Genomic DNA, 23,287 nt, shown 5'->3' on the forward strand with positions numbered 1-23,287 from the left:
CCATGAACGCAAAGACCCACGCCAACCTCTTTGCCGCGCTGCGCGCGGGCTTTCCGGCCGACCTGGACCGCATCGCGGTCGAAACCGACACCGGCCTTTGCTATTCGTGGCGCGACCTCGACCGCGCCAGCGCGATGATCGCCAATCTGCTGAAGGCGCTGGATCTCGAGGAGGGCGCGCGCATCGCGGTGCAGGTCGAGAAATCGGTCGAGGCCATGATCCTGTACCTCGCGACGCTGCGCGCGGGCTACGTGTTCCTGCCGCTCAACACCGCCTATCGCAGCGCCGAGATGAGCTACTTCATCGGTAACGCAGAGCCCGCGGTGGTGGTCTGCAGCAGCGCCAACGCGCCCTGGCTCGCGCCGATCGCGACCGCGGCCGGCACGCCGCACGTCTTCACGCTCGACGGCGACCGCACCGGCACGCTGCTCGAAGTCGCTTCGCGCTGCAGCGATCGCCACGAAATCGCGCACAAGAACGACGACGACCTCGCCGCCATCATCTACACCAGCGGCACCACCGGCCGCAGCAAGGGCGCGATGCTCACGCACCGCAACCTGCTGTCGAACGCCGAAGTGCTGAAGGACTACTGGGGCTGGCGCAGCGAGGCCGAGGGCGGTGACGTGCTGATCCACGCGTTGCCGATCTTCCATGTGCACGGCCTGTTCGTCGCGATCCACGGCGCGCTGCTCAACGGCAGCCGGATGATCTGGCTCGACAGGTTCGATCCGAAGCGCGTGGTGGACCGGCTGCCCGAGGCGTCCGTCTTCATGGGCGTGCCCACGCTCTACGGCCGCATGCTGGCCGAGCCCGGGCTCACGCGCAAGGCCTGCGCGAACATGCGGCTCTTCATCTCGGGCTCTGCGCCGCTGCTGATCGAGACCTTCAACGAATGGCGCGAGCGCACCGGCCACACGATCCTCGAGCGCTACGGCATGAGCGAGACCGCGATGCTCACCTCGAACCCCTACAACCCGGTGCAGGGCGAGCGCCGCGGCGGCACGGTCGGCTTTCCGCTGCCGGGCGTGCAGCTGCGCGTGCGCAGCGATGCGGGCGAGGACTGTACGACGGACGAGATCGGCCACATCGAGGTCGACGGACCGAACGTGTTCGCCGGTTACTGGCGCATGCCCGAGAAGACGAAGGAAGAATTCACCGCGGACGGCTACTTCCGGACCGGTGACGTCGGCAAGATCGATGGCCTCGGCTACGTCACCATCGTCGGGCGCAGCAAGGACCTGATCATCAGCGGCGGCTACAACGTCTACCCGGCCGAGATCGAGGGCTACATCAACGAGATGGCCGGCGTGGCCGAAAGCGCGATCGTCGGCGTGCCGCATGCGGACTTCGGCGAGGTCGGCGTGGCCATCGTGATCGCGAAGGCGGGCGCCACGCTGGACGCCGAGGCGATCCTGGTCGAGCTCAAGGCGAAGCTGGCCAACTTCAAGATTCCCAAGCGCTGCTTCGTCGTCGCCGAGCTGCCGCGCAATGCCATGGGCAAGGTGCAGAAGGCGCTGCTGCGCGAGCAGCACCAGGCGCTGTTCGCCAACCCGTAGCCCGCAAGCGTTCAGGCCGCGAGCTGCCGCGCGACCATGTAGGCACCCAGCAGGATCAGCCCGACGAAGAAGCATCGGCGAAAGGTCGCGAGCGACAGGCGCGAGCGGATCCATTGGCCGGCCGCCATCCCGGTGAGCGCCGGCACCAGCATGGCCAGCGATTCGCCGATCAGCGAGCCCGAATAGCTGCCGTGTCCTGCGAGGGCGATGCCCAGCGCCACCGTCGAGGTGGTGAAGGACAGGCCCATGGCCTGGATCAGCTCGTCGCGCGTCATGTTCAGCGCCTGCAGGTAGGCGACGGCCGGCACCACGAAGACGCCGGTGAACGCGGTCACCACGCCCGTCAACGCGCCCGCCGCCGGGCCGAGCCATCGTTCGCGGCCGGCCGACACATGGAGCGGCCGCGCCGCCAGACCCCAGGCCGCGTAGCCGATCAGCGCGATGCCCAGCGCGACCATGGCCCAGGCACCGGCCGGCGCGCCGAACAGCAGCGCACCGCCCAGCGTGCCCGCGAAGATGCCGGCCTGCATGGCGCCGACACGGCGCCACACCGGGCCGAGCGCCGGCCACGGCCGCAACTGCCAGACGTTGGTCACGAGCGAAGGCACGATCAGCAGCGCCGCCGCTTCGGCCGGCGGCATCCACAGCGCGAGCAGCGCCATCGACAGCGTCGGCAGTCCGAGGCCGACGACGCCCTTGACGATGCCCGCCGCCAGGAAGACGGCCGCCACCGCCAGCCAGGCGATGGCGGCCGCGGAGATCGGATGGATGAAGGGCAGCGCGTCCATGCCACGCAGTCTGCCGGCGACGCGGCCGCTCGAAAATGCGGAAATCGCAGACCCGTCCTCAGTGGCAGGCTGAGGCTGTCGTGATACCTTGGGCGCATGCGATTCGACCTCATCGATCTGCGCCTGTTCCTGAACATCGTCGATGCCGGCACCATCACCGCCGGCGCGCAGCGCACGCACATGACGCTGGCTTCGGCCAGCCAGCGCGTGCTGGGCATGGAGGACGTGCTGGCGACGCCGCTCCTGGTGCGCGAGAAACAGGGCGTGCGCGCCACCGACGCGGGCAGAACGCTGGCGCATCATGCGCGGCTCGTGCTCGCGCAGATGGAGCAGATGCGCGCCGAGCTCGGCGCGTACGGCGCCGGGCTGAAGGGGCAGGTCCGTCTTCTGTGCAACACCTCCGCGATGACCGAGCATCTGCCCGAGGTCTTGAGCGGCTTCCTGGCGGCACATCCGCACGTCTCGGTCGACCTCGAAGAGCAGGCGAGCCAGAACATCGCCGATGCCGTGCGCGCCGGCCTGTGCGACATCGGCATCGTTTCGGATGCGGTCGATGCGGGCGGGCTGCAGCGCTTCGTGTTCCGCAGCGACCACCTCATGCTCGTCGTCGCGCGCGGGCACGATCTTGCGCGGCGGCGGCGCATCGCCTTTGCCGAGATCGTCGAGCACGAGTTCGTCGGTCTGGCGCCGGGCAGTCCGCTGCAGGAGCACCTCGCGCAGCATGCGAAGCGGCTCGGCAAGCGCCTGGTCTATCGCGTGCGGGTGCGCGGCTTCGAGGCCGTGTGCCGGATGGTCGAGCAGCGCATCGGCATCGGCATCGTTCCGCAGGCCGCGGCCGTGCGCTGTGCGAAGTCGATGCGCCTGGTCTGCGTGCCGCTCACCGATGCATGGGCCCAGCGCAAGCTGATGGCCTGCGTGCGCCAGCACGACGAGTTGCCGCTGAACGCGCAGCGCATGCTGCAGCATCTGCTGGCCGGCGTAGCACCAATGAACTGAGCGCCAAGACAGATAAAAGTCGTTTCATTGGTCCAAGACGAAAAACCCAAGGCCATCGCCGTCCGGACCTCCAAAAGCAACGGCCCCGCGAGGAGGCCGTTGTCGTCGAAAAAAGGTGTCTGCGAGTGAGGCCGGACTCGCATCCTGAACCAGGGTTCAGGTGGGCGAGGGCAGCAAGGCTTCGGGTTCATCTGACGCGAGATGATCACACCCGCCAAGCGATATACCAAGCCCTGCTCCGGAGAGCATTGGTACAAGGAAATATTAAGCCCGACAGTCACCGCAGACGGTGCCGATTTTACGCCTGCAAAGGCGTGTGCATGTCGTCCTTCAGAGTAAAAGACCGTCGCCTGCGAGGGCATGGTCCAGGCGCTGGATCAGTTGCGAGGCCTGGGTTTCGCTGGCGGCGTCATCGACCGCACCGGCTTCGCTCGCGGGCGCCGGCGCAGCAGCGGGTACGGGTGCAGATGCGGACGCCGCGAGCGCGGCCTCGCGCTGGCCCAGGTCGAAGGCGAGATTGAGCGAGGCCAGCACCGCGATGCGGTCGCGCGCCTTCACCTTGCCGGCATCGCGGATCTTGCACATCGCGGCATCCACGCGTTCGACTGCGTCGCGCAGCTGCTGCTCGCCGCCTTCGGGACAGCCGAGCAGGTAGCTCTGACCCATGATCTGGACTTCGATTTGTTTCATCAGGAGGAGGTCGAATCTTGTGAGGGATCTGCCGGCAACTGCTCGAGCAGGGCGTCGAGCCGCGTGCGCGCCGCAGCAAGCCGTGACCTGAGCGCATCGCGTTCGCGCGTGAGCGCGTCCACCTGCTCCTGCAGCAACGCATTGGTGCGCTGCACTTCTTCGTGGCGTACGAGCAAACGTTCGACGCGCTCGGCGATCTGGTCCATACGACTCGGTGCGGGCATGGAAGCATTGTATGTACCCCAGGCTTCGCGCATTTCGTGTCGCTTCGCCAACCCCCTTGCAGGGGCGCCGCCTGCGACCCGGTGAAGGTGGTTCCGCGGCGGCTCACGAACGGGCGAGCTTAAAATGCCTTTGTTGGTGCTCGCGCCGCGGTTCACGCGGCGCAGTTCAACGGGAAGCAGGAGTCGAAGCCCCACACCGGGCCGAGCCAGCCTGCGCTGCCCCCGCAACGGTCAAGCAGCCGGCATCCCGATCAAGGATGCCACCCTCGTCAATCAGCCACTGGGTGCCCTGAAACAGGCACCTGGGAAGGCGGCGAGGGCGGTGCTGTCAGCCCGGATACCGGCCAACGAGGCGGCTGCCGCATGCGCGAGCTTGCAGGCAGCCATGACGTCCAAGCACTGGCGGGGAAGCCGGTGGCGGGCTTTGATCTTTTGTCGTTCCCATGAAAACCTGTGTTTCCTCCTCGCGCCTCTCGCGCGCATCCGCGCCTGCGCGCCTTCGGCTCGCCTGCCTTCCGCTCGCGCTCGTCTCGACCTTCGGCGGCAACGCCTTTTCGCAGGCGGTGCCATCGCTCGGCGAAACCGTCGTCACCGCGAACCGCGTCGCGCAGCCCGTGTCCGACCTCGTCAGCGACGTCTCGATCGTCGACCGCGAGACCATCGAGCGCAGCGGCGCGGTCGGCGTGGCCGACGTGCTGGCGCGCCTGCCCGGTGTCGAGATCACGCGCAACGGCGGCCCCGGCAACACCAGCAGCGTGTTCCTGCGCGGCGCCGAGACGCGCTTCACCGCGGTCTACATCGATGGCGCGCGGGTCGACTCGCAATCCACCGGCGGCGCCACCTGGGAAAGCATTCCGCTCGCGCAGATCGACCGCATCGAGGTGCTGCGCGGCCCGGCCGCCGCGGTCTACGGCTCGGATGCGATCGGCGGCGTGATCCAGCTCTTCACGAAGAAGGGCGAGGCCGGCGTGGCGCCTTACGCGGGTGTCGGCTTCGGCAGCTACGGCCTGCGCCACCTCGAGGCCGGTGTCAGCGGCGCGAGCGGCGCCTTCGACTACTCGCTCGGCGTCGCGCACGACGAGAACACCGGCTTCAACGTGCAGCCGGTCAGCAAGCGGGACATCTCGAAGGTCGGCATCACCGACCCCGACAAGGACGGCTACAACAGCACCTCGGGCAACCTGAGGCTCGGCTTCCAGATCAATCCCTCGCAGCGCATCGAGACCTCGCTGCTCTACAACGACATGGCCGCGCGCTACGACAATTCCGGCGTCAAGAAGCCGATCCTGTTCTTCCCGGACGACATCGGCTACAACCGGCTGCGCACCGCCAGCGTGGCCTGGCTCGCGAAGTGGAGCGACGTCTACAGCACGCGCGTGCAGGTGACCGATTCCGACAGCCTCTACAAGACCGAGCCTTCGTTCTACCAGACCGAGACGCATCTGCGCAGCTACCTGTTCCAGAACGAATTCCGCTTCGGCCCGCACCTGTTCACCGCGGCGCTGGAACGCCGCGAGGACGCGCTCGACAACGCCGCCACCTCGGCCAGCAGCCCCGAGCTGTCGCGCGACCGGGCTCAGAACGCACTCTCGCTCGGCTACAGCTACGTGCAGGGTCCGCATTCGCTGCAGCTGCATGTGCGCCACGACGAGGACAGCGAGTTCGGCGGCAAGACCACCGGCAGCGCGGCCTACGGCTTCGCGATCACGCCGCAATGGCGCGCCACCGTGTCGGCCGGCAGCGCCTTCCGCGTGCCGACGCTGTTCCAGCGCTTCAGCCAGTACGGCTCGGCGAGTCTCAAGCCCGAAGAGAGCCGCAACGTCGAGGCCGGCCTGCAGTACACGCAGGGCGCGACGCACGCGGGCTTCGTGATCTACCGCAACCGCGTGACCAACCTGATCAACTTCGACGGCGGCGCCACGGCCTGCGGTTCGGGCTTCGGCTGCTATGCCAACACCGGGCGCGCCGAGTACGAAGGCATCACGCTCACGGCCGACCATCGCATCGGCGACGTCACGCTGCGCGGCTCGCTCGATTTCCAGGATCCGCACGACCGCAGCAACGACCACCTGCTGGCCCGCCGCGCGCGCCGTCATGCGAGCTTCGGCGCCGACTGGCGCGTCGGCGGCTGGCTGCTGGGCGCCGAGGTGCAGGCCTCGAGCAAGCGCTTCGACGATTCGGCCAACACCATCACGCTCGGCGGCTACACGCTGCTGAACCTGGTGGCGAGCACGCAGCTCACGCCCGACCTGAGCCTGGTGGCGCGCATCGACAACGTCGGCAACAAGGACTACATGCTGGCCAACACCTACGCCATGGCGGGACGTTCGGCCTACGTCGGCCTCAAGTGGACGCCGCACTGAACGCGCACGCCGGCGACCCGGCGGCCCCTGCCGCCTGCGCCGCGCTGCTCGTGGCCGCGCCGGCCTCCGGGCAGGGCAAGACCACGGTGGCCGCGGCGCTCGCGCGGCTGCATGCGCGCCAGGGCCGCCGCGTGCGGGCCTTCAAGTGCGGGCCCGATTTTCTCGATCCGCACTGGCTCGCGCTGGCGAGCGGCGCGCCCGTGCATTCGCTCGACCTCTGGATGACCGGCGAGGCCGATTGCCGCGCGCGCCTGCATGCGGCGGCGAGCGCGGCCGAGCTGGTGATCGTCGAAGGCGTGATGGGCCTGTTCGACGGGTCGCCCAGCGCGGCCGATCTGGCCGAGCGCTTCGGTCTGCCGGTGATGGCCGTGATCGATGCGCAGGCCATGGCCGGCACCTTCGGCGCGCTGGCCTACGGGCTGCAGAACTTCCGGCCCGGCCTGCCATGGGCCGGCGTGCTGGCCAACCGCGTGGCCGGCGAACGCCATGCCGGCATGCTGAAGGATGCGCTGCGCGAGCCGGACCAGTGGCTCGGCGCCTTGCCGCGCGGCACGGACTTCGCGCTGCCCGAACGCCATCTCGGCCTGGTCGCGACCGGCGAGCTCGGCGATGCGATGGCCCGGCTCGATGCCGCCGCCGATGCGCTGGCCGCGACGCCGCTGGGCCGGCTGCCGGTCGAAGGGCTGCCGCGCGTTCGCTTCGATGCGGTCGCGCCGGCGCAGCCCGCGCCGAGCGCGCCGCTGCTGGCCGGCCGCACCCTCGCGATCGCGCGCGACGCGGCCTTCTCATTCATCTATCCGGCCAATCTCGATGTGCTGAGCGCGCTCGGTGCGCAGCTCTCGTTCTTTTCGCCGCTGGCCGGCGAGGTGCTGCCGCCCTGCGATGCGGTCTGGCTGCCGGGCGGCTATCCTGAGCTGCATGCGGGTGCGCTCGCCGTCCACGTTGCCTTGCGCGAGTCGCTGGCGCGCCATGTCGCGCAGGGCAAGCCGGTCTGGGCCGAATGCGGCGGCATGATGGCGTTGTTCGACACGCTGACCACGGCCGACGGACAGGCGCATCGCATGTGGGGCCTGTTGCCGGGCCATGTGCGGATGCACAAGCGGCTCGCGGGTCTCGGGCCGCAGCAACTGACACTCGGAGACGCAACTTTGCGCGGGCATACCTTCCATTACTCGAGTTGCGAGACACCGCTGGCGCCCTCGGCCCATACGGTGCGGCCCGGTGGCGGCCGCACGGCGAGCGCAGGCGAAGCGCTCTATGTGCAGGGGCCGGTGCGCGCGAGTTATTTCCACGCGTGGTTCGCTTCCAGTTTCGCGGCCACCGCGCGGCTCTTCCTGCCGGCGCCGATCGGGTTCGATCATGGCTGAGCGCGAATTCATCCTGGGCGGCCAGAAGAGCGGCAAGTCGCGGCGCGCCGAACAGCGCGCGGCCGACTGGCTCGCCGCGTCGCCGGGCCGCCATGCGGTGCTGATCGCGACCGCCATGCCGCACGACGACGAGATGCGCGAGCGCATCGCGCGCCATCGGGCCGATCGCGCCCAGCGCGTGCCCGGGCTCGTCACGGTCGAGGAACCTGTCGCGCTGGCGCAGGCGATCGATGCACACAGCGCGCCCGAAACGCTGGTGGGGGTCGACTGCCTCACCCTGTGGCTCACCAACCTGCTGATGCCGCTCGATGCCGCGCTGAGCCCCGCGCCGCCGCAGATCGTGACCGCCCAAGCCTTGCTGTTGAAGGCGCTGGCCGATGCGCGCGGTCCCATCGTGCTGGTCGGCAACGAGATCGGCCTCGGCGTGATCCCGCTCGGCCGCGAGGTGCGTGCCTTCGTCGATGCGCTGGGCCGTCTCAACCAGGAGGTCGCTGCCGCCTGCGACCGCGTCACGCTGATGGCGGCCGGCTTGCCGCTCGCCTTGAAGGAACCCCGATGAACCGTCTTCTGCGCCTGGCATCCGCCGTGCTGCTGTGCGCGCTGGCCTTCGCGGCACAAGCGGTGGCCGTGACCGACGAGCGCGGCGTCAGCGTCGATCTGCCGCGGCCGCCGCAGCGCATCGTGTCGCTGCTGCCTTCGCTGACCGAATCGGTCTGCACGCTCGGCGCCTGCGCCCGGCTGGTCGGCGTCGACCGTTACTCCAACTGGCCCGATCCGGTGCGTGCGCTGCCGCAGGTCGGCGGCGGGCTCGATCCGAATGTCGAGGCGATCGTCGCGCTCCAACCCGATCTGGTGCTGCTGGCCAAGTCCTCGCGCGTGACGCAGCGGCTCGAGGCCCTCGGCCTCAAGGTGCTGGTGCTCGAACCGAAGAACCATGCCGACGTGCGGCGCGTGCTCGATGCGCTGGGCCGTGCGCTCGGCGTCGACGATGCGCAGCAGGTGTGGCGCACCATCGATGCCAGCGTCTCGGCCGCGGCGCAATCGCTGCCCGCGGAAGTGATGAAGCGCACGCGCGTGTACTTCGAAGTCAACAGCGCGCCCTATGCGGCCGGCGAAGTTTCGTTCATCGGCGAGACGCTCGCGCGGCTCGGCGCGAGGAACATCGTGCCGGCTTCGCTCGGGCCTTTCCCCAAGCTCAATCCCGAGTACGTGGTGCGCGCCAATCCCGACCTGATCATGGTCGGCGCGCGCAGTGCGCAAGGTCTGGAACAGCGGCCGGGCTGGGGTGCGATCCGCGCCGTGCGCGAAGGCCGCATCTGCCGCTTCACCGCCGCCGAATCCGACGTGCTGGTGCGGCCCGGCCCGCGCATGGGCGAGGCCGCGCGGCTGATGGCGCAATGCCTGCTCGACAAGACGCGCGGAGAGCGCGGATGAAGAGCCAGCACCGCCGCGCGCTCGCGCTCGGCCTGGCGCTGCTGCTGCTGAGCGCCGCGCTGCTCGTGCTCGGCGCCGGCATCGGCAGCACCGGCTTCGAGCGCGTGCTGGCGGTGCGCGACGATCCGGTGGCGATGCAGATCGTGTGGGACATCCGCTTGCCGCGCACGCTGGGCGCCTGGCTGGCCGGCGCATTGCTCGGGCTGGCGGGCGCGGTGGCGCAGGGGCTGTTTCGCAATCCGCTGGCCGATCCCTATCTGCTCGGCAGCGCATCGGGCGCCTCGCTCGGCGTGGCGCTGGCCTTGTGGATGTTCGGCGTGTCGCCGACCAGCACGCAATGGGTGGTGCGCCTGGGCCTGACCGGCGCGGCCTTCTTCGGCGCGGTGCTGGCCGTGCTGCTCACGCTGCTGCTGGCGCGCGGCGTGCAGCAGACGCTGCGGCTGTTGCTCGCGGGCGTGATCGTCGGCGTGGTGCTCGGTGCGGTCAAGGACCTGGTCACCATCGCATCGGCCGACATCCTGCAGGCCATCCAGGGCTTCATGCTGGGCAGCACCGGCCTGGTGGGATGGGGCGCGTGTGCGGTGATGGGCGGGCTGGGCGCGCTCTGCCTGCTGTGCGGCTGGGCGCTGGCGCCGGTGCTCGACGGGCTGGCGCTCGGCGAGGCGACTGCCAGCAGCCTGGGCCTGCCGCTGGGCGCGATGCGCGCGGCGCTGGTCGCGGTGCTGGCGCTGGCCACGGGCACGGCCGTGGCGCAGACCGGGCTCATCGCCTTCGTCGGGCTTGCAGCGCCGCACCTGGTGCGCTCGGCCGTCAAGACCACGCATGCGCGGCTGGTGGTGCTGTCGGCCGCGATGGGCGGCCTGCTGCTGATGGCGGCCGATCTGCTGGCGCGCTGGCTGATCGCGCCGCAGGAACTGCCGGTCGGCGTGCTGACCGCGGTGCTGGGCGGCAGCTACCTGCTGTGGCTGATGCACCGGCGCAGCGCGCGCGGAGGCTTCTGATGGCCACGCCCGTCGCGCAGCAGATCGCGCTCGAGGCCCGGCAGGTCCGCGCCACGCTGGGCGTCACCGAGGTGCTGCACGGCATCGATCTGTCGCTGGCGTCCGGCCGCTGGACCAGCATCGTCGGGCCGAACGGCGCCGGCAAGTCGACACTGCTGAAGGTGCTCGCGGGCCTGCTCGCGCACACGGGCGGCGTGCATCTGTTCGGCGAGCCGCTGGCTGCGCTGTCCGGACGCGCGCGCGCGCAGCGGCTGTCCTGGCTCGGGCAGGGCGGCGCGGGCGAGGGCAGCGCCGACGACCTGATGGTCTACGACGTCGCGATGCTCGGCCGCCTGCCGCACCAGCGCTGGCTCGCGGCACCGAGCGCGCTCGATCGCGCCGCCGTCGAACGCGCGCTGCGCAGCACGCAGGCCTGGGAATGGCGCGGCCGGCCGCTCGGCCAGCTGTCGGGCGGCGAGCGGCAGCGCGTGCTGCTGGCGCGCGCGCTGGCGGTCGAAGCCGGGCTGCTGCTGATGGACGAGCCGCTGGCCAACCTCGATCCGCCGCATCAGGCCGACTGGATGCAGACCGCGCGCGCACTGACCGCCGAAGGACGCACGGTCGTCAGCGTGCTGCACGAACTCAACGCCGCGCTCGCCGCCGATGCGATGGTGGTGATGGCCGAGGGGCGCGTGCTGCACCACGGCGCCTGCGACGACCCCGCGACGCACGAAGCGCTCGAAGCGGTCTTCGGCGGGCGCGTGACGGTTCACCGCGTGGCCGGCCATTGGATGGCGATACCGCATTGACGAAAGAAAGAAGGACACCCATGCAGATCGAAACTCCGCCCAGCGAAAAACCCTACGAGAAGCCCGAAGGCGAGCGCCGCGGCATCGTGATCGTCAACACCGGCGACGGCAAGGGCAAGAGCACCGCCGCTTTCGGCCTCGCGCTGCGCGCGCACGGCCGCGGCAAGGCGGTGAAGATCTACCAGTTCATGAAGGTGCCGAGCGCGCGTTTCGGCGAGCACCGCATGTTCGAGCAGATCGGCGTCCCCATCGAAGGCCTGGGCGACGGCTTCAGCTGGAAGAGCCAGGACCTGGAACGCTCGGCGCAGCTCGCGCGCGATGGCTGGGAGAAGGCGAGGGCGGCGATCCTCTCGGGTGAGCATTTCATGGTGGTGCTCGACGAGGTCACCTACCCGCTGATCTACGGCTGGCTGCCGCTGCAAGGCGTGCTCGACACGCTGCGCGCACGGCCGAAGGAAGTGCACGTCGTGCTGACCGGCCGACGCTGCCCGCCCGAGATCATCGAACTGGCGGATACGGTGACCGAGATGCAGATGGTCAAGCACGCGTTCAAGGCTGGCATCCCCGCCCAGCGCGGAATTGAAGACTGAGATGTTCGCGCCGGCGGTCTGGCTCCCTCCCCCTTTGGGGGAGGGCTGGGGTGGGGGCACGACAGTGCTGATCGGTGTCGCGGCCTTGTTGCTCGCCATGGCCATCGACCACTGGCTCGGCGAACCTCCCGCTCGTTGGCATCCCGTCGTCTGGATCGGCCGCTACCTCGGATGGATCGGGCGACGCATCGCGCCGCGTGCAGAGATGGCGTCACGCGCGCGCGATCTTCCACGCCTCGTCGCCGGCGCGGCTGCCTGGTGGGGCGGTGCCGCGATGGTCTTCTGCGCCGCGTGGATCGTCGCTGCCATCGCCGAACGCCTCCCACCCTGGGCCGCTGCCGTGCTCATCGGCCTTGCGCTGAAGCCCTTGCTCGCCTGGCGCATGCTGCGCGACGAAGTGCTCGCGGTCGAGGCCGCCCTCGGCCGCTCGCTCGAAGAGGGTCGCGCGCAGCTTGCGCGGCTGGTGAGCCGCGATGCGAAGAGCCTGAGCGAGTGCGAAGTGCGCGAAAGCGCGATCGAATCGCTGGCCGAGAACCTCAACGATTCGCTGGTCGCGCCGCTGTTCTGGTTCGTGCTCGGCGGGCTGCCCGGCGCCGCGATCTACCGCTTCGCCAACACGGCCGATGCGATGTGGGGCTATCGCGGCGAGCGCGCTGGCCGTGTCTGGGAATGGGCCGGCAAGTGGGCCGCGCGCGCGGACGACCTGCTCTCGTGGCTGCCCGCGCGTCTCACCGCGTTGGTGCTCTTGCTTTGCTCCCTCGCCCTCCGGGGGAGGGCCGGGTTGGGTGCGATCCGCCGCGAAGCCGATCAAACCCCGTCCCCCAACAGCGGCTGGCCCATGGCCGCAATGGCACTGCTGCTCGATGTGCGCCTCGCCAAGCCCGGCGTCTACACGCTCCATGCGGCCGGACGGGCAGCGACATCGGCCGACATCTCGCGCGCCGTGGACCTGGCCTCGCGCACAGTGATCGCATGCGCCGTCTGCGCCGTGATTGCCATCGCGGGCCTGTCGGCGATCGGATGGCCATGAGCGAATTCGATGAGGCCGGCCTTGTCCACGGCGGCCCCGACGCCCGAGGCGCGGCGCCGCACGATTTCTCCACCAACGGCAATGCCTGCGGGCCGTGCCCCGATGCGCTGGATGCGCTGCAAGCCGCCGACGCCGCCCGCTACCCGGACCCGCACTACACCGCGCTGCGCGCCCGGCTCGCCGCGTTCCACGGTGTCGAGGACGAACGCATCCTGATCGCGGCCAGCGCGAGCGAATTCATCGCACGCATCAGCGCGGCCGTCGCGCAGCAGGGCGGACGCCGAGCGTGGCTGCCGTCCTACAGCTATGGCGACTGCCTGCGCGCCGCCCGGGCCTGGGGCCTGTCGGCGCAGTGCGCGCCGTCACCGTCGGCCGATGCGGACCTGGTCTGGTGCTGCGATCCGTCGAGTCCGCTCGGCCAGGCCCAGGACGGCCTGCAGGGCGTGATCGACGCACTGCCTGCGCAGGCCGTCTGCGTCCTCGATCTGGCCTACGAACCCTTGCGCCTGGAAGGACGCCTGGGGCTCGGCGCGGCGCAGAAGGCGCGCGTCTGGCAGCTCTGGACGCCGAACAAGGCGCTGGGCCTGACGGGCGTGCGCGCGGCCTACGCGATCGCGCCGGCCGGCGAAGAGGGAATGCGTGCGCGCCTCGATCGGCTGGCGCCTTCCTGGCCCCTCGGTGCGCATGGCGTGGCGCTGCTCGCGGCCTGGACCGAAGAGGACACTCAGGCCTGGTTGCGGCACAGTCTGGCGCAGCTTCGTCACTGGAAAGCCGAGCAGCAGGCGATGTGCACGGCGCTCGGCTGGACCTGCCTGCCCAGCGTCGCCAATTTCTTCTGCGCGCGCCCGGACACGTCCCATGCCGCGCGGGCCGCGGCGCTGCGCGATGCCGGCGTCCAGTTGCGCGACACCGCATCCTTCGGCCTGCCGGACCATGTGCGCCTCGGTGTGTTGCCGCCCGCGAGCCAGCGAGCGCTGCGGCACGCATGGACGGCCGAGCGTCGCGGCTCAGCGCCCGGCACGCCGTGAAGCCGGCGGCGCCGCCCGGAGCCGTTCCAGGAACAGGCGCAGGTAGGCGCTCTCGTGCGCCGTGCGATAGGCCAGGTGCAGCGTGGACACCGCCTCCTTGTCGAGCAGGCGCCGATAGACCACGCCCGCCAGCTGGATGCATTGGGTGTCGCTGGGCACCAGTGCGATGCCGCCCCCCGCGGCCACGAGACCGATGATGGTGGACGCATCGCGCGCCTCCTGCACCATCCGCGGCCGAAAGCCGGCCTTGGCGCACAGCTCCTGCACTTTCCAGTAGAGGCCGATGCCCGCGTTGCGCGGATACATGATGAGCGGCTGGTCGCGCAGGCCATCGTCGAAGCCGTGCCCGGTCGCGTGATCTGGGGCAGCGACTGGCCGCATATTCCCGAAGGCGGGCGCGACACCGGCGAACTGCTTGAGCTCCTGGCCGATTGGGTGCCCGATGCCGCGGCGCGAGAAAAAATCCTGCGCGACAACCCGGCGCGGCTGTTCGGCTTCTAGGCTGGCCGCATCCACTTCTCTCGGACGCCTCCATGCATTGCATTCAGGAACTCGACACCGCCGGCGCGCGCGCGGTGGAGACCTTCGTCCATGGCGCGACGCGCTATCTGGTGGTGCCGCAGCTGGCCCGCGATGTCGCGGGCCAGCCGGCGCGGATGACGCTGGGCGACAGCGATGTCGATGCCCTGATCTATCGCTGGCAGGACGGCCGCTTCGTCGAGCATGCGCGCATCGCGGTGCCCGGCGGCGAGGACGCGGCGGCCATCGCACTGGCGGACCGTGTGAAGCCCCGTGCAGCGGACGCCTGAGCGCCCGACAGGTCCGGCCGGTGCTCAGCTGCGCTGCAGCCTCGGATGCTTGGCGAACAACTCTGCCGCCCAATCCACGAAGGCCCGCACCTTGGCGCTCAGGTGGCGGTTGGGCGGATAGACCACGTGCACCGGCAGGGGCGGCCGGATCCAGTCGTGCAGGATCTCGACCAGCTCGCCGCTGGCGATGTAGGGCTCGGCCATGTAGGTGATGACCTGCGAGATGCCGAAGCCGCCGAGCACCGCCGTCATATGCGCATTGCTGTCGTTGACCGACACCCGGTACGGTCCCGCGAGCTCGATGTGCTCGTCGCCCTTGACGAACTCGTGGGGAAAGATGCGCCGCGTGCTGCCCGAGAAGAAGCTCACCACCAAGTGCCGCTTCTCGATGTCGGCCGGATGCTGCGGCGTGCCGTAGCGCTTGAGGTAGGCCGGCGAGGCCACCGTCATCCAGGGCAGGGTGCCGATGCGGCGCGCGACCAGCGATTGATCGGTCAGATCGCCGCCGCGGATCACGCAGTCGACGTTGTCCGTGATCAGGTCCACCGTGCGGTCGCTGACGCCAAGGTCGACCTGGATGTCGGGGTAGCGGTCGCAGAAGGTCGACAGCGCCGGCAGGATCACCAGCCGCGCCATCGCCGAGCCGACATCCAGCCGCAGGCGCCCGGTCGGGTTGGCCTGCGCATTGGTCATGCTGGCCTCGATCTCGTCGAAGTCGTTCAGCAGGCGCGCGGTGCGCTCGAAATACGCCGCGCCGTCCGGCGTGACCGTCACGCGCCGGGTGGTGCGGTTGAGCAGCTTCACGCGCAGGCGCGACTCCAGCGCCTGGATCTGCTTGGTCACGGTGCCCTTGGGCAGCCCGAGCGAGTCGGCGGCGCGCGTGAAAGTGCCCGCCTCGACGACGCGGACAAAGATCCGCATGCCCTGGATCTGGTCCATTCGATATTTCTCCATGGGGCCGGCGAGCGCCGGCGGAGCGGGATTCTCACATGTTGCCCCGAAGCGATTGTTGATTGATTGGAAACAGAGTGGGGTTCGATGGCCCGTTGCGGTGGTCAATGCGCGGCTTATATTCAAGCCATCGTTCACCCACTGAGGTTGTCCATGTCATCCCGTCCGACTCCGCACCCTGCCGCCGCCCCCGTGGCGGCACCGGGCGCCGAAACCGACATCCGCATCGAGCTGCCCGACCGCGAGCCGGTCGCGGCGCGCCTGTACGGCCAGCGGGCGCGGGGTGCGACGGTGCCGCTGGTGCTGCATTTCCACGGCGGCACCTTCGTCTGCGGCGATCTGGACAACGGCCGCAACGTGGCACGCCTGCTGGCGGGGGCCGGCGCGGTGGTGGTGTCGCTCGACTATCCCCTGGCGCCCAAGGCGCCGTTCCCCGAGCCGATCGAGGTCGGCTATGCGGCGCTCGAATGGCTCTACAAGCAGCGTGTGAAGATGGCCGGCAAGGGCGCCCGCATGTTCCTGGCCGGCGAGGAAGCCGGCGGCAACCTGGCCGCCGCGGTGGCGCTGATGGCGCGCGACCGGGCACATCCGCCGCTGGCCGGCCAGATCCTGCTGTCGCCGATGCTGGACCCCTGCGCGGGCACGGCCTCGCTGCGCAAGGCGAGCGGCGATACGCCGAATTGCCGATGGGCTTCGGGCTGGCAGGAGTACCTGGCCTGCCCGATGAACACCACGCATCCCTATGCGGTGCCCGGCGCCTCGCTGCGGCTGGCCCAGCTGGCGCCGACGCTGGTGCTGGTCGGGCAGGACGACGCGATGCGCGACGAAGGCATGAACTTCGCGCGCCGGCTGAGCGAGGCCGGCATTCCGGTGACCCGGCATGTGCTGCCGGGTGCCGACAACTGGCCCGATGCGCTGTACGAGCCTGGAAGCTCGGGCTGCGCGGCCTGCGAGGCGACGGTGCAGCAGCACTTCCGCGAGTTCTTCAGCGCGGCACCGCCACCGCACTAGGCGGGCCGCGGCGCCAGGGCCCTGAAGGCCCCTGTCGCACGAACCGCCCCTGACGGGCGAGGTCATGGTTTCTCTGTCGATGCGGTGGCACAACCACCGTTTGGGGAGAGTGCTTTTCCCGAGCGACGGCGGCCTTCCCGATGCCGGGACGCCGCGCCCACCGATCGATCCGTTTTCAGGCTTCCCCGCGCCATCCGCGCAGGGCGGCCCTTTGCATCCCCAGAGTCACCCAAAAGGACGTTTCATCATGACGAAGCAACAGCTCTCCTCCCTGGCCCGCCGCGGCGTCTGGCCCACCGTGACCGGCCTGACCGCGGCGATCGCGATCGCCTGCGCGGTGCTCGGCCTGCACAGCTTCAATGCCGAGGCGAACGACGCCAAGGCGGTCGCGGCGCCGCGCGCGACGCCGGTGTCGGTGGCCACCGTCACCGCCTCCGACGTCAATACCTGGGACGAGTTCTCGGGCCGGCTCGAAGCGGTCGAACGGGTCGACGTGCGCTCGCGTGTGGCCGGTGCGGTGCAGGCGGTGCACTTTCGCGAAGGCTCGCTGGTCAAGCAGGGCGAGCTGCTGATCACCATCGACCCCGCGCCCTATGCGGCCGAGGTCGAGCGGGCCGAGGCGCAGGTCGCCTCGGCGCAGGCGCGCCTGTCCTTCAGCCGCAGCGAGCAGGAACGCGCGCGCCGGCTGTGGGACGAGCAGGCCATCGCGCAGCGTGAACTCGACGAGCGCGTCAATGCCGGGCGCGAAGCCGAAGCCAACCTGCATGCTGCGCAGGCCTCGCTGCAGAGCGCGCGCCTGAACCTCGGCTACACGCAGGTGCGTGCGCCGGTGTCCGGCCGCATCGGCAAGCTCGAAGTGACCGTGGGCAACCTCGTCGCCGCCGGCCCCGGCGCGCCGGTGCTCACGACGCTGGTGTCGGTAAGCCCGATCTATGCGAGCTTCGATGTCGACGAGCAAGTGGTCGTGCGGGCGCTGAAAGACCTGCCCGGCGGTGCCAGCGCGCGCAGCAGCATCGGCGGCATCCCGGTCCAGATGGGCACCGCCGGCCTCGACGGCACGCCCTACGAAGGCCGCCTGCAACTGATCGACAACCAGGTCGACGCCCGAAGCGGCACGGTGCGCGTGCGCGCCGCCTTCGACAACAAGGACGGCGCGCTGATCCCCGGCCAGTTCGCGCGCATCCGCATGGGGCAGGCGCGCAGCGACAGCGCGCTGCTGGTCAGCGAACGCGCGATCGGCACCGACCAGAACAAGAAGTACGTGATGGTCGTCGGTGACGACAACAAGGCCGAGTACCGCGAGGTCACGCTCGGCGCGCCGGTGAACGGTCTGCGCGTGGTGAGCAAGGGCCTGAAGGCCGGCGAGCGCATCGTCGTCAACGGCCTGCAGCACATCCGTCCCGGCGCGCTGGTCGCGCCGCAGAACGTGACCATGGACGCCCGCGCCGAGCCGCCGCAGGCGCAGGCCGTGGTCGCCGCGAAATCCTGATCCGGGCTCCCGGAGGAATCCCAAAATGAATCTGTCCAAGTTCTTCATCGACCGGCCGATCTTCGCCGGCGTGCTCTCGCTGCTGATGCTGATCGCCGGCCTGATCGCGCTGCGCAGCCTGCCGATCTCCGAATACCCCGAGGTGTCGCCGCCTTCGGTGGTGGTGCGCGCGCAGTATCCCGGCGCGAACCCGAAGGTGATCGCCGAGACGGTGGCGACGCCGATCGAGGAGCAGATCAACGGCGTCGAAGGCATGCTCTACATGGGCAGCCAGGCGACCACCGACGGCGTGATGACGCTGACCGTGACCTTCCAGCTCGGCACCGATCCCGACAAGGCGCAGCAGCTGGTGCAGAACCGCGTCTCGCAGGCCGAGCCGCGGCTGCCCGAGGAAGTGCGTCGCCTGGGCATCACGACCGTCAAGAGCGCGCCCGACCTGACGATGGTGGTGCACCTCGTGTCGCCGAACAACCGCTACGACATGAACTACCTGCGCAACTACGCGGTGCTCAACGTCAAGGACCCGCTGTCGCGCATCCAGGGCGTCGGCCAGGTGCAGATCTTCGGCGGCGGCGAGTACTCGATGCGCGTCTGGCTCGACCCGCAGAAGGTCGCGCAGCGCGGCCTGTCGGCCGACGACGTGGTGGCCGCGATCCGTGGCCAGAACGTGCAGGCCGCGGCCGGCGTGGTCGGCCAGTCGCCGGGCGCGCAGGGCGCGGACATGCAGCTGTCGATCAACGCCCAGGGCCGGCTCCAGAACGAGGACGAGTTCGGCGACATCATCGTCAAGACCGGCAGCGACGGTGCCGTCACGCGGCTGCGCGACATCGCGCGCCTGGAGCTCGGCGCGGCCGACTATTCGCTGCGCTCGCTGCTCAACAACGACCCGGCGGTCGGCATGGGCGTGTTCCAGGCGCCGGGCTCGAACGCGCTCGACATCTCGGCCAACGTGCGCAAGACCATGGACGAGCTGCAGAAGAACATGCCCGAGGGCGTGGAATACCGCATCGCCTACGACCCGACGCAGTTCGTGCGCGCCTCGATCGAATCGGTGATCCACACGCTGCTCGAAGCCATCATGCTGGTGGTGCTGGTGGTGATCCTGTTCCTGCAGACCTGGCGCGCCTCGATCATTCCGCTCCTGGCGGTGCCCATCTCGGTGATCGGCACCTTCGCCGTGCTGCACGTGCTGGGCTTCTCGATCAATGCGCTGAGCCTGTTCGGACTGGTGCTGGCGATCGGCATCGTGGTCGACGATGCCATCGTGGTGGTGGAGAACGTGGAGCGCAACATCGAGGCCGGGCTGACGCCGCGCGAGGCCACCTACCGCGCGATGCGCGAGGTGTCGGGGCCGATCATCGCGATCGCGCTGGTGCTGGTCGCGGTGTTCGTGCCGCTGGCCTTCATCAGCGGGCTCACCGGCCAGTTCTACCGGCAGTTCGCGGTGACCATCGCGATCTCGACCGTGATCTCGGCGATCAATTCGCTCACGCTGTCGCCGGCGCTCGCCGCCTTGCTGCTGCGCGGCCATGACGCGCCCAAGGATGCGCTGACGCGCGGCATGGACCGCGTCTTCGGCTGGCTGTTCCGCGGCTTCAACCGGCTGTTCCGGCGCGGTGCCCAGGCGTACAGCGGCGGCGTCAAGGGCGTGATCTCGCGCAAGACGCTGATGCTGGTGGTCTACCTGGCACTCATCGGCGTCACCTTCGGCCTCTTCAAGGCCGTGCCGAGCGGCTTCGTGCCGGCGCAGGACAAGCAGTACCTGATCGGCTTCGCGCAGCTGCCGGACGGCGCCACGCTGGACCGCACCGACGAGGTGATCCAGCGCATGGGCGACATCATGAAGAAGAACCCGAACGTGCAGGATGCGATCGCGTTCCCGGGCCTGTCGATCAACGGCTTCACCAACAGCTCCAACTCGGGCATCGTGTTCGCCACGCTCAAGCCCTTTGCCGAGCGCCAGCGCGCCGACCAGAGCGGCGGCGCGATCGCGGGCCAGCTCAACCAGCAGTTCGCGGGCATCCAGGACGCCTTCATCGTGATGTTCCCGCCGCCGCCGGTGGCGGGACTCGGCACCACGGGCGGCTTCAAGCTGCAGCTGGAAGACCGCGCCTCGGTCGGCTACGAGCAGATGGACGCGGCGGTCAAGGCCTTCATGGCCAAGGCCCAGCAGGCGCCCGAGCTGGCCGGCATGTTCACCAGCTGGCAGGTCAACGTGCCGCAGCTCTATGCCGACATCGACCGCACGCGCGCACGCCAGCTCGGCGTGCCGGTGACGGACATCTTCGACACCATGCAGATCTACCTCGGCAGCCTCTACGTCAACGACTTCAACAAGTTCGGCCGTACCTACAGCGTGCGCGTGCAGGCCGACGCGCCGTTCCGCGCGCGTGCGGAGGACGTCGGCCTCCTGAAGGTGCGCTCGACCAGCGGCGAGATGGTGCCGCTGTCGGCCCTGATGAAGGTCAACTCGAGCTTCGGCCCGGAACGCGCGATGCGCTACAACGGCTACCTCGCGGCCGACATCAACGGCGGCCCGGCACCCGGCTATTCGTCGGGCCAGGCACAGGACGCGGTGATGCGCATTGCCGCGCAGACCCTGCCCAAGGGCGTGAGCTACGAATGGACCGAGCTGACCTACCAGGAGATCCTGGCCGGCAATTCCGCGGTGCTGGTGTTCCCGCTCGCGATCCTGCTGGTGTTCCTGGTGCTGGCGGCGCAGTACGAGAGCCTGACCTTGCCGATCGCGATCATCCTGATCGTGCCCATGGGCCTCCTGGCCGCGATGACCGGCGTCTGGCTCTCGGGCGGCGACAACAACGTGTTCACGCAGATCGGGCTGATCGTGCTGGTGGGGCTGAGCGCGAAGAACGCGATCCTGATCGTCGAGTTCGCGCGCGAGCTGGAGTTCGCCGGCCGAACGCCGATCCAGGCCGCGATCGAGGCCAGCCGCCTGCGGCTGCGCCCGATCCTGATGACCTCGCTGGCTTTCGTGATGGGCGTGCTGCCGCTGGTGCTGTCCACCGGTGCGGGCTCCGAGATGCGCAAGGCCATGGGCGTCGCGGTGTTCGCCGGCATGCTCGGCGTGACGGCTTTCGGCCTGTTCCTGACGCCCGTGTTCTACGTGCTGCTGCGCCGGCTGACCGGCAACAGGCCGCTCAAGCTGCACGGCGAGGTGCCGCATATCGATGCCTTCGTGTCGGGCGACCAGCCGGCCGCTGCACCGTCGGCTGCGGCCGGTGGCGGCGGGCTGCGGCCGATGCCCGCATCACCCCGCAAGGCGCATGACTGATGACACGGACCGCGGCCTCGGGGCCGCTCGAAAAGGACAACGCACCATGACACGCGATCTTCAAACTCTGAGCCGGCGCTGGAACGCCGCACTGGTCCCGCTGCTGGCGGCGCTCGTGCTGGCCGGCTGCGCGACCGCGCCGGCCGAACTGCCGCCCGTCAACGCGCCGGCGCAATTCAAGGAGCAGGGCGCAGCCGTCGCGCCGAAGGAAGGCACGTGGACACGCGCCCAGCCAGCCGAAGCGCAGCCGCGCGGCGAATGGTGGCGCGCCTTCAATGACCCGGTGCTCGATGCGCTGGTCGAACGCGCCGACGCCAACAACACCACGCTGCAGGGCGCGGCCGCGCGCCTGGCCGAGGCACGTGCGCTGGCACGCAGCACCGATGCCGACCGTGCGCCGCAGATCGGCGTCGGCGCAGGCGCGAACCGGGCGGCAGGGTTGGACCGGGTCCAGAGTCCCAATGCCCAGACCTTGCTCACGGCCGGCGCCAACATCTCCTACGAAGTCGATCTGTTCGGCCGCCTGTCGCAGGCCAGCGATGCGGCGCGGCTCGATGCCGATGCGCGCGCCGGCCTGCTGCAGAGCACGAAGCTGCTGGTCGAGGCCGAGACCGCGCAGACCTATCTGTCGCTGCGCGCACTCGATGCCGAGCGCGCGCTGGTGCGCGAATCCGTCGATGCCTACCGCGACACGCTGCGCCTCACGCAGCGCCGCTACCAGGCGGGCGACCTGGCCGAACTCGACGTCGCGCGCGTCGAGACCGAAGTGGCCGCCACCGAATCCGATGCGCTGACGCTCGACCGTCAGCGCGCGGAAACCGAACACGCGCTCGCCGTGCTGGTGGGCGATGCGGCATCGAACTTCGGTCTCCGGACCGACGCATGGTCGGCCGCCTTGCCGGTGATTCCGGCCGGCATTCCCGGCACCGTGCTGGCGCGGCGGCCCGATATTTCGGCGGCGCAGAAATCGGTGCTGGCGGCGCAGGCGCGCGTGGGCGTTGCGCAGGCCGCGTGGTTCCCGGACATCTCGCTCACGGGCGGCGCGGGCTATGCATCGTCGACTGCCGGCGATCTGTTCAAGTGGTCGGCGCGCTCCTGGGGCATTGGCGCGCTGCTGTCGCTGCCGCTCTTCGACGGCGGCCGCCGCGAGGCCGGCGTGCAGAGCGCATCGGCGCAACTCGACGGCGCGCTGGCGAGCTACCGCACGCAGGTGCTGACGGCCGTCAAGGAGGTCGAGGACCAGCTGTCGGCACTGCGCATCCTGGACGCGCAGTCGGAGGTGCAGGCCAAGGCAGTCGCCTCGGCAACCCGCGCGACCGCGCTGTCCGATTCGCGCTACCGCAATGGCTATGTCAGCCAGCTCGACCTGCTCGACGCCCGGCGCAGCGAACTGCGCAACCGGCGGCAGGCGGTGCAGGTGCGTTCGGCGCAGTACCAGGCGACCGTGGGGCTGATTCGGGCGCTGGGGGGTGGATGGGAGACGGCGGTGGCCGAAGCTGCGCCGGCCGGCGTGAGCCCCAAGGTCGCGGTGCGCTGAGCGGCGGGCGCGCGCCATTCGAGGATCAGTCCTCCCCCTCGGATGAGCGCGCAGCTTGCGCATCGACCAGCCTGCGCAGCGCCGCGACGCCGAGCACCAGTGCGCTCGAATAGCTCGACTGAGGCGCCGAGGCGCAATGGAGCGGCCGGTAGTGGATGGCATCCGGCGAGTCACTGTCCGCTGCTTCGATCAGGACCCAGAAGAATTGATTCGTGGCGCGCTCTTCCACCGTGAGCGCGATATCGCGTAAGGGCATGGACCGTGGCTCTCTCACCTCGTTGATTCAGGGCGAGTACGGCCAAGGCGCGTCGATGGATTCGCCCGTAACGGCTTGCCTTGCCGA

The 23,287-nt window shown here is 69.8% G+C and carries 23 protein-coding genes and 1 riboswitch; of the genes, 17 read left to right on the forward strand and 6 right to left on the reverse strand.

Annotation, left to right across the window (positions count from 1 at the left end):
• The first annotated feature begins 2 nt into the window (after nucleotides 1-2).
• The gene (locus tag E5P2_RS12030; protein ID WP_162567337.1) at nucleotides 3-1,556 is read left to right on the forward strand and encodes a malonate--CoA ligase; all 1,554 of its coding nucleotides are present in this window, start codon (nucleotides 3-5) and stop codon (nucleotides 1,554-1,556) included.
• A gap of 11 nt (nucleotides 1,557-1,567) precedes the next feature.
• On the opposite strand, the gene E5P2_RS12035 is transcribed toward E5P2_RS12030, so the two are convergent.
• Nucleotides 1,568-2,344 (reverse strand): sulfite exporter TauE/SafE family protein, encoded by a 777-nt coding sequence (locus E5P2_RS12035; RefSeq protein WP_162567340.1) that lies wholly within the window; start codon nucleotides 2,342-2,344, stop codon nucleotides 1,568-1,570.
• Nucleotides 2,345-2,440: 96 nt separating this feature from the next.
• Between E5P2_RS12035 and E5P2_RS12040 the strand changes: the two genes are divergently transcribed.
• Nucleotides 2,441-3,340 (forward strand): LysR substrate-binding domain-containing protein, encoded by a 900-nt coding sequence (locus E5P2_RS12040; RefSeq protein WP_162567342.1) that lies wholly within the window; start codon nucleotides 2,441-2,443, stop codon nucleotides 3,338-3,340.
• Between the two features lie 330 nt (nucleotides 3,341-3,670).
• Here the strand turns inward: E5P2_RS12040 and E5P2_RS12045 are convergent, their stop codons facing one another.
• Nucleotides 3,671-4,030 (reverse strand): cell division protein ZapA, encoded by a 360-nt coding sequence (locus E5P2_RS12045; RefSeq protein WP_162567344.1) that lies wholly within the window; start codon nucleotides 4,028-4,030, stop codon nucleotides 3,671-3,673.
• A complete protein-coding gene (locus E5P2_RS12050) occupies nucleotides 4,030-4,254 on the reverse strand; it encodes a DUF904 domain-containing protein (RefSeq protein ID WP_162570457.1) in 225 nt (74 codons plus the stop codon). Before E5P2_RS12050 ends, E5P2_RS12045 begins: the two co-directional genes overlap by 1 nt.
• A gap of 117 nt (nucleotides 4,255-4,371) precedes the next feature.
• Nucleotides 4,372-4,617, forward strand: a riboswitch (cobalamin riboswitch).
• An 80-nt stretch (nucleotides 4,618-4,697) separates the two neighbouring features.
• Between E5P2_RS12050 and E5P2_RS12055 the strand changes: the two genes are divergently transcribed.
• Genes E5P2_RS12055 through E5P2_RS12095 form a run of 9 tightly spaced genes read left to right on the forward strand, consistent with a single transcriptional unit; the run spans nucleotide 4,698 to nucleotide 13,855 of the window.
• Nucleotides 4,698-6,617 (forward strand): TonB-dependent receptor domain-containing protein, encoded by a 1,920-nt coding sequence (locus E5P2_RS12055; RefSeq protein ID WP_162567346.1) that lies wholly within the window; start codon nucleotides 4,698-4,700, stop codon nucleotides 6,615-6,617.
• Nucleotides 6,602-7,984, forward strand: a complete 1,383-nt coding sequence (locus E5P2_RS12060) for a cobyrinate a,c-diamide synthase (protein ID WP_162567348.1) — start codon at nucleotides 6,602-6,604, stop codon at nucleotides 7,982-7,984. The genes E5P2_RS12055 and E5P2_RS12060 overlap by 16 nt, the downstream gene beginning before the upstream one ends.
• Entirely contained in the window at nucleotides 7,977-8,543 is a 567-nt protein-coding gene (locus tag E5P2_RS12065) for a bifunctional adenosylcobinamide kinase/adenosylcobinamide-phosphate guanylyltransferase (RefSeq protein ID WP_162567350.1), read from the forward strand. Before E5P2_RS12060 ends, E5P2_RS12065 begins: the two co-directional genes overlap by 8 nt.
• Nucleotides 8,540-9,418, forward strand: a complete 879-nt coding sequence (locus E5P2_RS12070; RefSeq protein WP_162567352.1) for an ABC transporter substrate-binding protein — start codon at nucleotides 8,540-8,542, stop codon at nucleotides 9,416-9,418. Before E5P2_RS12065 ends, E5P2_RS12070 begins: the two co-directional genes overlap by 4 nt.
• A complete protein-coding gene (locus E5P2_RS12075; protein WP_162567354.1) occupies nucleotides 9,415-10,419 on the forward strand; it encodes a FecCD family ABC transporter permease in 1,005 nt (334 codons plus the stop codon). The genes E5P2_RS12070 and E5P2_RS12075 overlap by 4 nt, the downstream gene beginning before the upstream one ends.
• Nucleotides 10,419-11,207: an ABC transporter ATP-binding protein gene (locus E5P2_RS12080; RefSeq protein WP_162567356.1), complete on the forward strand. Its 789-nt coding sequence runs from the start codon at nucleotides 10,419-10,421 to the stop codon at nucleotides 11,205-11,207. The genes E5P2_RS12075 and E5P2_RS12080 overlap by 1 nt, the downstream gene beginning before the upstream one ends.
• A 20-nt stretch (nucleotides 11,208-11,227) precedes the next feature.
• Nucleotides 11,228-11,797, forward strand: a complete 570-nt coding sequence (gene cobO, locus E5P2_RS12085; protein WP_162567359.1) for a cob(I)yrinic acid a,c-diamide adenosyltransferase — start codon at nucleotides 11,228-11,230, stop codon at nucleotides 11,795-11,797.
• Nucleotide 11,798: 1 nt separating this feature from the next.
• Nucleotides 11,799-12,827, forward strand: coding sequence for an adenosylcobinamide-phosphate synthase CbiB (gene cbiB / locus E5P2_RS12090; protein WP_162567361.1), 1,029 nt, complete (start codon nucleotides 11,799-11,801; stop codon nucleotides 12,825-12,827).
• The gene (locus E5P2_RS12095; protein WP_174262661.1) at nucleotides 12,824-13,855 is read left to right on the forward strand and encodes an aminotransferase class I/II-fold pyridoxal phosphate-dependent enzyme; all 1,032 of its coding nucleotides are present in this window, start codon (nucleotides 12,824-12,826) and stop codon (nucleotides 13,853-13,855) included. The genes cbiB and E5P2_RS12095 overlap by 4 nt, the downstream gene beginning before the upstream one ends.
• Here the strand turns inward: E5P2_RS12095 and E5P2_RS37720 are convergent.
• Nucleotides 13,835-14,236 (reverse strand): LysR family substrate-binding domain-containing protein, encoded by a 402-nt coding sequence (locus E5P2_RS37720; RefSeq protein WP_232077446.1) that lies wholly within the window; start codon nucleotides 14,234-14,236, stop codon nucleotides 13,835-13,837. The genes E5P2_RS12095 and E5P2_RS37720 overlap by 21 nt on opposite strands.
• Between E5P2_RS37720 and E5P2_RS37725 the strand changes: the two genes are divergently transcribed.
• Nucleotides 14,210-14,356, forward strand: a complete 147-nt coding sequence (locus tag E5P2_RS37725) for an amidohydrolase family protein (RefSeq protein ID WP_232080674.1) — start codon at nucleotides 14,210-14,212, stop codon at nucleotides 14,354-14,356. The genes E5P2_RS37720 and E5P2_RS37725 overlap by 27 nt on opposite strands.
• Before the next feature lie 32 nt (nucleotides 14,357-14,388).
• On the forward strand, nucleotides 14,389-14,664 hold the full coding sequence (locus E5P2_RS12105) for a hypothetical protein (RefSeq protein WP_162567367.1): 276 nt from the start codon (nucleotides 14,389-14,391) through the stop codon (nucleotides 14,662-14,664).
• Nucleotides 14,665-14,688: 24 nt separating this feature from the next.
• Here the strand turns inward: E5P2_RS12105 and E5P2_RS12110 are convergent, their stop codons facing one another.
• Nucleotides 14,689-15,603, reverse strand: a complete 915-nt coding sequence (locus E5P2_RS12110) for a LysR family transcriptional regulator (protein ID WP_162567369.1) — start codon at nucleotides 15,601-15,603, stop codon at nucleotides 14,689-14,691.
• Nucleotides 15,604-15,768: 165 nt separating this feature from the next.
• Between E5P2_RS12110 and E5P2_RS12115 the strand changes: the two genes are divergently transcribed.
• The 4 genes from E5P2_RS12115 to E5P2_RS12130 all read left to right on the forward strand — a co-directional run bounded on the left by E5P2_RS12115 (nucleotide 15,769) and on the right by E5P2_RS12130 (nucleotide 22,944).
• Complete coding sequence (locus tag E5P2_RS12115) at nucleotides 15,769-16,626, forward strand: alpha/beta hydrolase (protein ID WP_162567371.1); 858 nt, start codon at nucleotides 15,769-15,771, stop codon at nucleotides 16,624-16,626.
• Nucleotides 16,627-16,873: 247 nt separating this feature from the next.
• On the forward strand, nucleotides 16,874-18,115 hold the full coding sequence (locus E5P2_RS12120; protein WP_162567373.1) for an efflux RND transporter periplasmic adaptor subunit: 1,242 nt from the start codon (nucleotides 16,874-16,876) through the stop codon (nucleotides 18,113-18,115).
• A gap of 25 nt (nucleotides 18,116-18,140) precedes the next feature.
• Nucleotides 18,141-21,407 carry an efflux RND transporter permease subunit gene (locus E5P2_RS12125; protein WP_162567375.1) on the forward strand — a complete coding sequence of 1,089 codons (3,267 nt, stop codon included), beginning with the start codon at nucleotides 18,141-18,143 and terminating at the stop codon, nucleotides 21,405-21,407.
• A 46-nt stretch (nucleotides 21,408-21,453) separates the two neighbouring features.
• The gene (locus E5P2_RS12130; protein ID WP_162567377.1) at nucleotides 21,454-22,944 is read left to right on the forward strand and encodes an efflux transporter outer membrane subunit; all 1,491 of its coding nucleotides are present in this window, start codon (nucleotides 21,454-21,456) and stop codon (nucleotides 22,942-22,944) included.
• A 25-nt stretch (nucleotides 22,945-22,969) separates the two neighbouring features.
• On the opposite strand, the gene E5P2_RS12135 is transcribed toward E5P2_RS12130, so the two are convergent.
• Nucleotides 22,970-23,200, reverse strand: coding sequence for a hypothetical protein (locus E5P2_RS12135; protein ID WP_162567379.1), 231 nt, complete (start codon nucleotides 23,198-23,200; stop codon nucleotides 22,970-22,972).
• Between the last annotated feature and the right edge of the window lie 87 nt (nucleotides 23,201-23,287).

Source organism: Variovorax sp. SRS16 (genome assembly GCF_901827165.1).
Classification (GTDB): domain Bacteria; phylum Pseudomonadota; class Gammaproteobacteria; order Burkholderiales; family Burkholderiaceae_C; genus Variovorax.